Origin of the sequence: Paraburkholderia atlantica (assembly GCF_009362785.1) — a bacterium.
GTDB lineage: Bacteria > Pseudomonadota > Gammaproteobacteria > Burkholderiales > Burkholderiaceae > Paraburkholderia > Paraburkholderia atlantica.
Genome location: NZ_WHNQ01000010.1, coordinates 167,396 through 180,994, shown reverse-complemented (window position 1 = coordinate 180,994; position 13,599 = coordinate 167,396). Strand labels below are relative to the sequence as shown.

The window sequence follows — 13,599 nt, the reverse complement described above, 5'->3', positions numbered from 1 at the left end:
GCGGAATCCCACACAAGGCCGTGGCCACGCCGTTTGCGGCCTATCGAGGCGAAGTTCTCAACAAAGTTATCCACAGGGCCGCGAGCGAGCGCAATTGTTCAGTCGAATCCAAAACTTAGCGGTGAAATTAAGGTTTTACTTTAACTTCGACGGCTTTGGGTCCCGGGCGAGCCACTCCGCGCCGCGATTCGGCCTCGTGCCGGCTCATCCTTAGAGTCACGCCGAGTGAACGAAGTGTTCGTCCGCGTCGCGCTTGATCATCCGCTGCCGACCCTGTTTGACTACCGCTGCGGCACATCCCTGGCGGCTGTCGTGGGCACGCTCGTCAGCGTTCCGTTCGGCAAGCGGCACGTGGTGGGTTTGGTCTGCGAAGTGGCCGCCCGCAGCGACGTGCCCGCCGAACGTCTGCGGGATGTGGACAAGGTCTGCACGTCGTGTCCGCCGGTATCAGCGCATTGGCTCGCGCTCGCCGCGTTCGCCGCTGACTATTATCAACGCGGTCTCGGGGAAGTAGCGCTGCCCGCGCTGCCGCAGGCGCTGCGCGACGCGTCGCGCTGGGCGCGGCTGTTCGCGCCGGAAGAGCGCTATCGGTTGACGGCCGAGGGCCGCAGGGCCTTGCCTGACGCGTTGCCGGCCCGCGCGACGGCGCTCAGAGCGCTCGCGCAAGCACTTGCGCAAGCCGACTTCCTGCTCGCCGCTGACGCGCGCGCGCTGCATCCGAAGGCGCTCGCGACACTCGACACATGGCAGACCGCCGGCTGGGTGACGCTCGAAGTGATCGACGCCGCCGCCGTGCCCGCCGCGCCTTCACTGCCGGGCGCGCCAGCGCCGGTCCTGCCGACTCTCACCGACGAGCAGGCGAGTGCCGTCGAAGCGATCCGCGACGCCGACGGCTTCGCGCCGTTCCTGCTGCACGGCGTGACGGGCAGCGGCAAGACGGAGGTGTACCTGCGCGCACTGGCCGCGATTTTGGCGGCCAAGCCCGATGCGCAGGCGCTTGTGCTGGTGCCGGAAATCAACCTGACGCCGCAGTTCGAGGCGGCGTTCCGCGCCCGCTTCGCCGCGCTCGACGCCAGCGCGATCGTCACGCTGCATAGCGGCCTCGCCGAAGGCGAGCGCGCCTGCAACTGGTTCGCCGCGCACACCGGACGCGCGCGCATCGTGCTCGGCACGCGGCTCGCGGTGCTCGCGTCGCTGCCTCGGCTGGAAATCATCGTCGTCGACGAGGAGCATGATCCCGCCTACAAGCAGCAGGAGGGCTTGCGCTATTCGGCGCGCGATCTCGCAATCTATCGGGCTAAGCAGCTCGGCGTGCCGGTCGTGCTCGGCTCGGCGACTCCATCGCTCGAGAGCTGGTGGCAGGCCGATCAGGGCCGCTACAAGCGGCTCACGCTGTCGCGCCGGGCCGTCGCCGACGCCGCCCTGCCGACCGTGCGCCTGATCGATCTCGAAGACGAGCGCCGGCGCGGGCGGGCGTCGATCGAAGGCTTGTCAGGTCCGTTGATCGCCGCGATGAAAGCGCGGCTCGAACGCGGTGAGCAGAGCCTCGTGTTCCTGAACCGTCGTGGCTACGCGCCGCAACTCGCCTGCGACGCGTGCGGCTGGGTGGCCGGTTGTCCGCGCTGCAGCGCCTACGTCGTGCTGCACAAGCCCGAGCGCGCGCTGCGCTGCCATCACTGCGGCTGGGAGTCTCGTATCCCGCGTTCGTGCCCGGAGTGCGGCAACGTCGATATCGCACCGCTGGGGCGTGGCACGCAGCGCGTCGAGGAAACGCTCGCTAGCGCGGTGCCGGGCGCCCGCGTGCTGCGTATCGATGCCGACAGCACCCGCCGCAAGGGCAGTGCGCAGGCGTTGTTCTCGGATGTGCACGCTGGCGAAGTCGATATTCTGGTCGGTACGCAGATGATCGCGAAAGGGCACGACTTCCAGCGCGTGTCGCTGGTTGGCGTGCTGAATGCCGATACCGCGCTGTTTTCGCACGATTTCCGCGCGAGCGAGCGCCTGTTCGCGCAGCTGATGCAGGTGAGCGGCCGCGCTGGCCGCGCCGGTCTGCCGGGCGAAGTGCTGGTGCAGACGCGCTATGCGCGTCACGCGCTGTATCACGCGCTGGGTCGCCACGACTACGTCGGCTTCGCCAATGCCACGCTCGCCGAGCGGCGCGACGCGCACCTGCCGCCGTTCGTCTACCAGGCGCTGCTGCGCGCCGAAGGCCGCACGCTCGAAGCGGCGCTCGCGTTTCTGGAGCAGGCCGCCGCCGAGCTTGGGCAGATTCCGGCCGCCGAGCGCGTCACAGTCTACGACGCGGTGCCGCTTACTATCGTCAAGGTGATGCACGTGCATCGCGCGCAGCTGCTGATCGAAAGCGCGTCGCGCGCGGCGCTGCAGGCTACGCTGCGCGCGTGGCAGCCCCTGTTGCGCGCCGTCAAGGGCGTGCTGCGCTGGAATCTCGAGGTCGATCCGCTCGACATCTGACGCCACGGGCCGGTTACGCCGGCCTTACTTCTTTGAGTCATATCCATAGAGCGAATGGTCGTTTCGCTTTGCGATCGCGCTCGCCTATATTCGCCAAATCGGCGCATTTTGCGGCTAAACGACAATAACTTCGCGCCGATGCCATCCAACCTTCTCGGGGCATCTGCAATGAGCGACAGCCATCACACCGTGCCGGCGGGCACCGCGCCGGGTCAGCGGCAAGGTACACAAGACGCGCAAACGACACGAGGCAGCGGCTTTTCGCTGACCGAAGACTGGCTCGCTGCCGGGGTCGGCCTGCTCGTGATCGTGATTGCGTGGGCGTTGTTTGCGTCGGGCAGCAGCATCAAGTGGCTAGCGGTCGCGCCGGCCAAATGGTCGAGCGTGCCACAGGCCGCGCAGGACATCGGCAAACATCTACCCAACTACCTCGCGCTGTTCGCGACATTCGCCGTGCTGTTCGGTGCGAGCGTCGCTCTGCTGAGGCAGCGTGTCGGGGCGTTTCTGGCCGCGTTCGTCGTCGTGTTCGTCGCTTCCGCGCTGATTCTGACGCTCGGCGCGTGGGTCGACGCATCGAAGTACAACCTCGAGCCGCCGCTCGTCGCGCTCGCGCTCGGGCTGCTCGTGTCGAACCTGTTCACGCTGCCGCAGTGGCTCGGGGCCGGGTTGCGTGTCGAGTTTTACATCAAGGTCGGCATCGTGCTGCTCGGCGCGACGCTGCCGTTCACACTGCTCGTGTGGGCGGGGCCGGTCGCGGTCGTGCAGGCGAGCATCGTGTCGTTGGTGACCTTCTTCGTAATTTTCTTCGTTGCGCGCGCGTTCGGGCTCGATCGGCGCTTCGCCGCCGTGCTTGGTGTCGGCGGCGCGGTGTGCGGCGTATCGGCGGCGATCGCGATTGCCGGTGCGGTACGGGCGAAGCGCGAGCAGGCGTCGGTCGCGATCACGCTGGTCGTGCTGTGGGCGATTGTGATGATCTTCGTGCTGCCGTTCGTGTCGCGCTCGCTAGGACTGTCGACGGCGGTTGCCGGCGCCTGGATCGGCACGTCCGAATTCGCCGACGCCGCGGGCATCGCCGCCGCCCAGGCCTACGGCGATTTCGCGCGGCACGCGGGCGGCGCGATCGCCGGCGCGCCGGAAGCGTCGTTGCAGGCGTTCACGCTGATGAAGGTGGTCGGCCGCGACATCTGGATCGGCATCTGGGCGTTCGTGCTCGCAATCGTCGCGACGACGCGCTGGGAAGCGCAGGACAGCGGCGTTACCGCGCGCGCGAATGCCGGTGAGATCTGGGCGCGTTTCCCGAAGTTCGTGCTCGGTTTCGTGATCGCGTCGGCGTTGGTCACGTGGATCGCGAGTCATTATTCGCTCGCCGATTACCGCAAGGTCGTCACGCCGGAGTTCGTCGCGCCGATCACGGTGCTGCGCACGTGGGCGTTCACCTTCTGCTTCCTGAGCATCGGTCTGACGACGCGCTTCCGCTCGCTTGCCGCGACCGGTCTGAAACCGTTCCTCGCGTTCACGGCGGGCGTGGTGGTCAATATCGGCATCGGTTATGCCTTGTCCGCGCACGTATTCGCGTCGTACTGGAACAGCCTCGGATAGCGCCCATGAAGATTTCGATCGGTCGTGGCGCCGGCGGTGCCCCATACACAGGCGCCGTAGAGGGGGGCGGTGCAACTGACGCGCCGTGCTGTGCAGGATGCCGGCATCGCGTGAGCGAACGGGACGCGCTCGAGCTGCGCATTCCGGGGCTTGTCGCGTTTAGTTCGGGGTTCGGCGCGAGTGTCGCCGATAGCAGGCTGTGCCGTCTGCACGACCAGCTGGTATCACCCGGCGATGTCTGTGCGCAGTTCGAGTCGGTTGCGCCGTCGCTCCGGCCGCGCTGACCCGTCAGCGATCTTCGGGCGCCAAGCTCGGCGCCAACCCAGCCGCGAGCGCACCCATCCGCGCGCATTCGGCTTCATGAACCGTCGCGCGGGCTCCCCTGATCTCAGTCGTTGAGCACGTTTTGCGCATCGCCCGCCGATCCACGCGAGGCCACGCTTGCCTGTTTGCGCTCCTGTTCGCGCCGATTCGAGCTTCTGGTCGCGCCTCGAATAAAAAATACCGCACAGGCCGCGCACATCACCCAGAGGCCCAGTATTACCAGCCACTTTTCCATCACACCAACCCTCGGGAACCCCGTTTATCTTTTCTGCATGCCCTGAAACCGACGTTTCGGGCTGTCCGCCATCGTGCTTTCTGTATATCGGCGCGCGAAGTCGTTTGATAAGGCTTATTTCAAAAAGAATCACGCCAGGGAAAGTACCGATCGAAAACACCCCGGTCCAACTCTCGCGCACCTCCCGGAAACCCCCGCCCCATAAGGCTCCCGGCGTGGTGCAACCAGTCTGTCGATTTGGTTGCACCTTTTTATTTGTAGGCGTACGATTCGCCCAACTTTTTAGTCTTTCGCCAGGCTCACGCCCGGTATCAAAGAAGGAAACATGGCTAGCACCACCCTTGGCGTCAAGGTCGACGACCTCCTGCGTTCCCGGCTCAAAGATGCCGCCACCCGCCTCGAACGCACCCCGCACTGGTTGATCAAGCAGGCGATTTTCGCCTACCTCGAAAAGATCGAGCACGGCCAGTTGCCGGCCGAACTGTCGGGCGCAGCCGGCACGGCCGATCTGGCCGACGGCGCGGCGGTCGAGAACGAGGAAGACGGCGCGTCGCATCCGTTCCTCGATTTCGCGCAGAACGTGCAGCCGCAGTCGGTGCTGCGTGCGGCGATCACCGCCGCGTATCGCCGCCCCGAGCCCGAGTGCGTGCCGTTCCTGCTCGGCCAGGCGCGTCTGCCGGCGAACCTCGCCGGCGACGTCCAGGCGATGGCCGGCAAACTCGTCGAAACGCTGCGCACGAAGAGCAAAGGCGGCGGCGTCGAAGGGCTGATCCACGAATTTTCGCTGTCGAGCCAGGAAGGCGTTGCGCTGATGTGCCTCGCCGAGGCGCTGCTGCGCATTCCCGACCGCGCGACCCGCGACGCGCTGATCCGCGACAAGATCAGCAAGGGTGACTGGAAATCGCACGTCGGCCAGGCGCCGTCGCTGTTCGTCAACGCGGCGACCTGGGGTCTGATGATCACCGGCAAGCTGGTGACGACTAATAGCGAGACGAGCCTGTCGTCGGCGCTCACGCGGCTGATCGGCAAGGGCGGCGAGCCGCTGATCCGCAAGGGCGTCGACATGGCGATGCGCCTGATGGGCGAGCAGTTCGTCACCGGCGAGAACATCTCCGAAGCGCTCGCGAACAGCCGCAAGTACGAGGCGCGCGGTTTCCGCTATTCGTACGACATGCTCGGCGAAGCGGCCACCACCGAAGCCGACGCGCAGCGCTACTACGCGTCGTACGAGCAGGCGATCCACGCGATCGGCAAGGCCGCCGGCGGCCGCGGCATTTACGAAGGCCCGGGCATTTCGATCAAGCTGTCGGCGCTGCATCCGCGCTACTCGCGCGCCCAGCAGGAACGCACGATGAGTGAGCTGCTGCCGCGCGTGCGTTCGCTCGCGATCCTCGCGCGCCGCTACGACATCGGCCTCAATATCGACGCCGAAGAAGCCGACCGCCTCGAATTGTCGCTCGATCTGCTCGAAGCGCTGTGCTTCGATCCGGAACTGCAAGGCTGGAACGGTATCGGCTTCGTCGTGCAGGCGTATCAGAAGCGCTGCCCGTTCGTGATCGACTACATCGTCGATCTGGCGCGCCGCAGCCGTCACCGCATCATGGTGCGGCTTGTGAAGGGCGCGTACTGGGATACGGAAATCAAGCGCGCGCAGGTCGACGGCCTCGAGGGCTATCCGGTTTACACGCGCAAGGTCTACACCGACGTGTCGTACCTCGCCTGCGCGAAAAAACTGCTCGGCGCGCCCGATGCCGTGTATCCGCAGTTCGCGACGCACAACGCGCACACGCTGTCGGCGATCTATCACCTCGCCGGCAACAACTACTACCCCGGCCAGTACGAGTTCCAGTGCCTGCACGGCATGGGCGAGCCGCTGTACGAAGAAGTCACCGGGCGCGACAAACTGAACCGCCCGTGCCGCGTGTACGCGCCGGTCGGCACGCATGAGACGCTGCTCGCGTACCTCGTGCGCCGGCTGCTCGAAAACGGCGCGAACACGTCGTTCGTGAATCGCATCGCCGACGAATCCGTCGCGATCAAGGACCTGGTCGCCGATCCGGTCGAGGAAGCGTCGAAGATCGTGCCGCTCGGCGCGCCGCACGCGCGCATTCCGCTGCCGCGCAATCTGTACGGTGCCGAACGGCTCAATTCGATGGGCCTCGATCTATCGAACGAGCATCGGCTCGCGTCGCTGTCCTCGGCGCTGCTCGCGAGCGCGCATCATCCGTGGCGCGCCGCGCCGATGCTTGAAGACAACGAGATCGCCGTCGGCGCCGGGCGTGACGTGCGAAACCCGGCCGACCAGCGTGACCTCGTCGGCACCGTCGTCGAAGCGACGCCGGAGCACGTGAGCGCGGCGCTCGGCCATGCGGTGGCCGCCGCGCCGATCTGGCAGGCGACGCCGGTCGAGGCGCGCGCCGATTGCCTCGCGCGTGCCGCCGATCTGCTCGAAGCGCAGATGCACACGCTGATGGGGCTCGTGGTGCGCGAAGCGGGCAAGTCGCTCGCCAACGCGGTCGCGGAAATCCGAGAGGCGATCGACTTCCTGCGCTACTACTCGACGCAGATCCGCGACGAGTTTTCGAACGACACGCATCGGCCGCTCGGTCCGGTGGTCTGTATCAGCCCGTGGAATTTCCCGCTGGCGATTTTCATGGGCCAGGTGGCTGCCGCGCTCGCGGCCGGCAACACGGTGCTCGCGAAGCCGGCCGAGCAGACGCCGCTGATCGCCGCTCAAGCGGTGCGGATTCTGCGCGAAGCGGGCGTGCCGGCGGGCGCGGTGCAACTGCTGCCGGGCAATGGCGAGACAGTCGGCGCCGCGCTGGTCGCCGATCCGCGCACGCGTGCGGTGATGTTCACCGGCTCGACCGAAGTCGCGCGTCTGATCAACAAGACGCTGTCCGGCCGGCTCGATCCGGATGGCAAGCCGATTCCGCTGATCGCCGAAACCGGCGGCCAGAACGCGATGATCGTCGACTCGTCGGCGCTCGCCGAGCAGGTCGTCGCCGACGTGCTGCAATCGTCTTTCGACTCCGCCGGTCAACGGTGTTCGGCGTTGCGCGTTCTATGTCTGCAGGACGATATCGCGGACCGCACGCTCGAAATGCTGACCGGCGCGATGCGCGAGCTCGCGCTCGGCAACCCGGACCGGCTGTCGACCGACGTCGGCCCCGTGATCGACCTCGACGCGAAGCGCGGCATCGACGCCCACATCGCGGCGATGCGCGACAAGGGCCGCAAGGTCGAGCAACTGCCGCTGCCGGAAGGCGCGACGCAAGGCACTTTCGTGCCGCCGACGCTGATCGAACTCGACAGCATCGACGAGCTGAAGCGCGAAGTGTTCGGCCCGGTGCTGCACGTGGTGCGCTATCGTCGCAGCCAGCTCGACAAGCTGCTCGAACAGATTCGCGCGACGGGTTACGGTTTGACGCTCGGCATTCACACGCGCATCGACGAAACGATCGCGCACGTGATCAGCCGCGCACACGTGGGCAACATCTACGTGAACCGCAACGTGATCGGCGCGGTGGTGGGGGTGCAGCCGTTCGGCGGCGAAGGACTGTCGGGTACGGGGCCGAAGGCCGGTGGCGCGCTGTATCTGCAGCGTCTGCTCGCGAAGCGTCCGGCTGGTCTGCCGAAGTCGCTCGCGCAGGCGCTGGTGGTCGAAGTACCGCAGACGGCGCAGGCCGCGGAAAAGGGCGACAATCCGGCGGCCGCGCTGACCGCATTGCGCGACTGGCTGATCGCCGAGCGCGAGCCGCAGCTTGCCGCGCGTTGTGACGGCTATCTGTCGCATGTGCCAGCGGGCGCGACTGCGGTACTGTCGGGGCCGACCGGCGAGCGCAATACCTACACGCTGGGCCCGCGCGGCACGGTGCTGTGTATCGCGTCGACGGCGAGCGGCGCGCGCGTGCAGTTCGCGGCAGCGCTGGCTACGGGAAATCGTGCGTTGTTCGAAGGCGCGGCCGGTGAGCAATTGGTCTCGCAATTGCCGGCGTCGCTGAAGGCGCACGCGAGCGTGAAGAAGAGCGCCGACGCGCCGTTCGACGCCGTGCTGTTCGAAGGCGACAGCGACGAACTGCTCACGCTCGTGAAAGAGGTCGCGAAGCGCGCGGGGCCGATCGTGTCGGTGCAGGGCGTCGCGGCCCGGGCGCTCGCGAGCGGCGACGAGGACTACGCGCTCGAGCGTCTGCTGACCGAGCGCTCGGTCAGCGTGAATACCGCGGCGGCAGGCGGTAATGCGAATTTGATGACGATCGGTTGAGCGAACCTCGGCGATTTCTTCAATAGAAAGGAAGCGGGCACGGCGACCCCGACACCGCTTCATCCACACCTGGTATCAAGGAGAAGCTATGCAACACAAAATGAAACAGCTGGCAGGCGCAGCTCTGGTTGCCGCTATGTCGCTGGCGGGGACGGCCAACGCTCAATCGACGGAAGACGTGAAGATCGGCTTCGCCGGTCCGATGACGGGCGCACAGGCGCACTACGGCAAGGACTTCCAGAACGGCATCACGCTCGCGGTCGAAGAGTTCAACGCGACGAAGCCGGTGATCGGCGGCAAGCCGGTTCGCATCGTGCTCGACTCGGCCGACGACCAGGCCGACCCGCGTACCGGCACGACGGTCGCGCAGAAGCTCGTGGATGACGGCATCAAGGGCATGCTCGGCCACTTCAACTCGGGCACGACGATTCCGGCCTCGCGCATCTACGCGAACGCGGGCATTCCGCAGATCGCGATGGCGACCGCGCCGGAATACACGCAGCAGGGCTTCAAGACGACCTTCCGCATGATGACGTCGGACACGCAGCAAGGCTCGGTCGCCGGCACGTTCGCGGTGAAGAACCTCGGCATGAAGAAGATCGCGATCGTCGACGATCGCACCGCGTACGGCCAGGGTCTGGCGGATCAGTTCGAGAAGGCAGCGAAGGCGGCTGGCGCGACGATCGTCGATCGTGAATACACGAACGACAAGGCCGTCGACTTCAAGTCGATCCTGACCAAGCTGAAGTCGTCGAACCCGGATCTGATCTATTACGGCGGCGCGGATTCGCAAGCCGCACCGATGGTCAAGCAGATGAAGCAGCTCGGCGTGAAGGCGCCGCTGATGGGCGGCGAAATGGTCCACACGCCGACCTTCATCAAGCTCGCCGGCGACGCGGCGAACGGCACGGTGGCTTCGCTCGCCGGTCTGCCGCTCGAAGAGATGCCGGGCGGCAAGGCGTATGTCGAGAAGTACAAGGCGCGCTTCAACGAAGACGTGCAAACGTACTCGCCGTACGCGTTCGATGGCGCGATGGCGATGTTCGCCGCGATGAAGAACGCGAACTCGACCGATCCGGCCAAGTACCTGCCGGTGCTCGCGAAGACCTCGAAGCCGGCCGTCACGTCGAGCAACCTCGCGTACGACGAGCGCGGCGATCTGAAAAACGGCGGTATCACGCTGTACAAGGTCGTCGATGGCAAGTGGACGACGCTGCAAAGCGTGGGCGGCAAGTAAGTTTTTTGCTGAACCCGGTTGACCACAAAAAACCCCGCTTCGGCGGGGTTTTTTCATGAGCGGCGCATTCGACGCGCTATCCGGTCACGCGGCCACTTTCACTCCCCTCGCATCTTCCTCCCCTGCTCACGAATCATCTCGAGCGTCGCCGCCGGCGTGCTGGCTTCCTGCGGCATCCGAATTTCGATCACGGCCGGCAGCTGCGATTCGATCGCGCGCTGCAACGCCGGCAGAAAATCCTCGGTACGCTCAACGGTCTCGCCATGCGCGCCGAACGATCGCGCGAATGCAGCGAAGTCCGGATTCGTGAGACCGGTGCCATGCACGCGATGCGGATAGTGCCGCTCCTGGTGCATGCGGATCGTGCCGAAATGGCTGTTGTTGACGACGATGAACAGCACGCGCAGGTCGTACTGCATCGCGGTTGCCAGCTCCTGCGCGGCCATCATGAAGCACCCGTCGCCGGCGAGCGCGACCACCGCGCGTTGCGGATACAGCGACTTTGCCGCGAGCGCCGCCGGCACGCCGTAGCCCATCGCGCCGCTCGTCGGTGCGAGCTGCGAACGGAAGTGTCGATATGAGAAATGCCGATGCAGCCACGTCGCGTAATTGCCCGCGCCGTTGGTGAGGATCGCGTCCTCGGGCAAGTGCGCGCGCAATTGCTGGATCACTTCGCCCATCTGTACGTCGCCGGGAATTGGACGCGGCTTGCGCCATTCCAGATACACGCGATGCGCTTCCCCGGCAGCACCGGCCCAAGCCAGCTTGCCTGACGATGACGGCTTCAGCTCCGCAAGCATCGCCGCAAGTTCAGGCATGCCGGAGACGATCGGCAGATCGGCCGCATAGACGCGCCCCAGTTCTTCCGCTCCCTGATGCACGTGCACGAGAGTCTGCTTCGTCTTCGGAATGTCGAGCAGCGTGTAGCCGTTGGTCGTCGCTTCGCCGAGGCGCGGACCGAGAGTGAGCAGCAAGTCCGCGTCGCGAATGCGCTGAGCGAGCGCGGGATTGATGCCGAGACCGACGTCGCCCGCGTAGTTCGGATGCTCGTTGTCGAAAGTGTCCTGGAAGCGGAACGCGAGGCCGATCGGCAACTGCCAGTTTTCGATGAAACGCCGCAGGTCCGCGCATGCGCCCTCTGTCCAGCCGCTGCCGCCAGCGATCACCATCGGCCGTTGCGCGCCTTCGAGCAACTCGCGCAGTCGCGCGATCTGCGCTGCCGACGGCGACGCCGCCACGCGATGATAAGCGGGCACGCCAGGCACCGCATCGCAGGCATCGCTCAATACGTCTTCGGGCAATGCCAGCACGACCGGCCCCGGCCGCCCCGAAGTGGCCGTATGAAACGCATGGCTCAGATATTCGGGGATACGCTTCGGGTCGTCGATCTGCGCGACCCACTTCGCCATCTGACCGAACATGCGCCGGTAATCGATCTCCTGGAACGCCTCGCGATCGAGATGCTCGCGCGCGCACTGGCCGATCAGCAGGATCATCGGCGTGGAGTCCTGAAACGCGGTGTGCACGCCGATCGACGCATGCGTCGCGCCCGGTCCGCGCGTGACCAGCGCGACACCCGGACGGCCGGTCAGCTTGCCGACCGCTTCGGCCATGTTCGCGGCCGCGGCTTCGTGACGGCAGACGATCGTCTGGATGCGGTCGGTTTCGTCGTGCAGCGAATCGAGCACGGCGAGAAAGCTTTCGCCGGGAACGCAGAACACGCGTTCGACGCCGTGCGTGAGCAACGCATCGACGACGAGGCGCGCGCCGGTCGTGCGTGCGGTCTGGGAAGCGGAATTGGCAGCGGGAGCATTCGGCAGCGACATTGCGAAGAAGCCTCCTGGCAGTGCGTGAGTGCGTTGGAATGGAGCCGCATCGACGAAATCTCCAACAGCGGCCGATGCATGCTACGTCAGCTTACGCCGAGCACGTGGGCGCTGTCATGGCGCAGCGCAACTGTTCGATCGGCGCAGGCGCAACGCGATCGCCCAAATGAAAAACGCGGGCCGCAGGGCCCGCGTTTTTCCGATGCGATCGCGTGCAATTGAATGCGGCGCTCAACGAGTCAACATTCGACGATATTCACCGCGAGTCCGCCGCGCGACGTTTCCTTGTACTTGGTCTTCATGTCCGCGCCGGTTTCGCGCATCGTCTTGATCACCGAATCGAGCGACACGTAGTGGCTGCCGTCGCCGCGCAGCGCCATGCGCGCGGCATTGACTGCTTTCACCGATGCCATCGCATTGCGCTCGATGCACGGAATCTGCACCATGCCGCCAACCGGATCGCAGGTGAGCCCGAGGTTGTGCTCCATGCCGATTTCCGCCGCGTTCTCGACCTGCTTGGGCGTGCCGCCCATCACGGCGGCCAGCGCGCCCGCGGCCATCGAGCAGGCGACGCCGACTTCGCCCTGACAGCCCACCTCCGCGCCGGAGATCGACGCGTTCAGCTTGTACAGGATGCCGATCGCGGCGGCCGTCATCAGGAAGTCGATCACGCCCTGCTCGTTCGCGCCCGGCATGAAGCGCGTGTAGTAATGCAGCACCGCCGGAATGATGCCGGCCGCGCCGTTGGTCGGCGCGGTGACGACGCGCCCGCCCGCGGCGTTCTCTTCGTTGACGGCGATCGCGTACAGGTTGATCCAGTCGACCATCGACAGCGGGTCCTGCAACGCGCGCTCAGGATTGCCCGTCAACGCGCGATACAGTTGTGGCGCGCGCCGCTTCACCTGGAAGGGGCCGGGCAAGTGACCATCGGCGTCGGGATTGTTGATGCCGCATCCGCGCGCGACGCATGATTGCATCACGTCCCAGATCTTCAGCAGACCCGCGCGCGTTTCTTCCTCGCTGTTCCAGACTCGTTCGTTTTCCCACATCAGCTGCGCGATGCTCTTGCCGCTCGACGCGCACAGCGCGAGCAATTCATTGCCGGTACGAAACGAGTGTGGAAGCTGGTCGACGGCGCTCAACACCTTCATGTTCGGCGCGCCGGCCGTCACGACGAAGCCGCCGCCGACCGACAGATAGGTCGACTCGCGCAGCGTCGCGCCTTGCGCATCGAACGCGAACAGCTTCAGGCCGTTTGGATGCTCGGGCAGCGCCTGGCGATAAAACGCGATCTGCTCCTTCTGCACGAAAGGTACCTCGTGCGTGCCGAGCAGCGCGAGTTTGCGCGACGTGCGCACCGCTTCCAGCCGTTGCGCGATCGTGTCGGGATCGACGGTGTCGGGCGCATCGCCCATCAGGCCTAGCATCACGCCGCGATCGGTGCCGTGCCCTTTGCCGGTCGCGCCGAGCGAGCCGTACAGCTCCGCTTTCACCGCTGCGGTGGAATCGAGCAGCCCGTCGCGCTCGAGTCCCTGGACGAACATCAGCGCCGCGCGCATCGGCCCGACCGTATGCGAGCTCGACGGACCAATGCCGATTTTGAAGAGATCGAAGACGCTGACTGCCATGTACTGCTCCCTGC

The 13,599-nt window shown here is 66.0% G+C and carries 8 protein-coding genes; 5 read left to right on the top strand and 3 right to left on the bottom strand.

The genetic code is table 11. From position 1 onward, the window contains the following. Positions 1-225 precede the first annotated feature (225 nt). The 3 genes from GCT19_RS17155 (at position 226) to GCT19_RS43355 (ending at position 4,355) form a co-directional block, all read left to right on the top strand. Positions 226-2,472, top strand: a complete 2,247-nt coding sequence (locus tag GCT19_RS17155; protein WP_321576817.1) for a primosomal protein N' — start codon at positions 226-228, stop codon at positions 2,470-2,472. A 168-nt stretch (positions 2,473-2,640) separates the two neighbouring features. Continuing rightward, positions 2,641-4,071 (top strand): YeiH family protein, encoded by a 1,431-nt coding sequence (locus GCT19_RS17150; protein WP_152852601.1) that lies wholly within the window; start codon positions 2,641-2,643, stop codon positions 4,069-4,071. Between the two features lie 110 nt (positions 4,072-4,181). After that, complete coding sequence (locus tag GCT19_RS43355; RefSeq protein ID WP_018432461.1) at positions 4,182-4,355, top strand: hypothetical protein; 174 nt, start codon at positions 4,182-4,184, stop codon at positions 4,353-4,355. A 104-nt stretch (positions 4,356-4,459) separates the two neighbouring features. On the opposite strand, the gene GCT19_RS42750 is transcribed toward GCT19_RS43355, so the two are convergent. After that, the gene (locus GCT19_RS42750) at positions 4,460-4,630 is read right to left on the bottom strand and encodes a hypothetical protein (protein WP_193727406.1); all 171 of its coding nucleotides are present in this window, start codon (positions 4,628-4,630) and stop codon (positions 4,460-4,462) included. Between the two features lie 325 nt (positions 4,631-4,955). Here GCT19_RS42750 and putA point away from each other — a divergent pair, with 325 nt between their 5' ends. Together putA and GCT19_RS17135 are read left to right on the top strand one after the other, a co-directional pair. Beyond that, a complete protein-coding gene (gene putA / locus GCT19_RS17140) occupies positions 4,956-8,894 on the top strand; it encodes a trifunctional transcriptional regulator/proline dehydrogenase/L-glutamate gamma-semialdehyde dehydrogenase (RefSeq protein ID WP_152852599.1) in 3,939 nt (1,312 codons plus the stop codon). Positions 8,895-8,982: 88 nt separating this feature from the next. Beyond that, positions 8,983-10,131: a branched-chain amino acid ABC transporter substrate-binding protein gene (locus GCT19_RS17135; protein ID WP_013090942.1), complete on the top strand. Its 1,149-nt coding sequence runs from the start codon at positions 8,983-8,985 to the stop codon at positions 10,129-10,131. Positions 10,132-10,229: 98 nt separating this feature from the next. Here GCT19_RS17135 and GCT19_RS17130 read toward each other — a convergent pair whose 3' ends face one another. Further along, positions 10,230-11,957: a thiamine pyrophosphate-binding protein gene (locus GCT19_RS17130; protein ID WP_018432464.1), complete on the bottom strand. Its 1,728-nt coding sequence runs from the start codon at positions 11,955-11,957 to the stop codon at positions 10,230-10,232. A gap of 239 nt (positions 11,958-12,196) precedes the next feature. Next, the gene (locus tag GCT19_RS17125; protein ID WP_152852598.1) at positions 12,197-13,585 is read right to left on the bottom strand and encodes an L-serine ammonia-lyase; all 1,389 of its coding nucleotides are present in this window, start codon (positions 13,583-13,585) and stop codon (positions 12,197-12,199) included. Between the last annotated feature and the right edge of the window lie 14 nt (positions 13,586-13,599).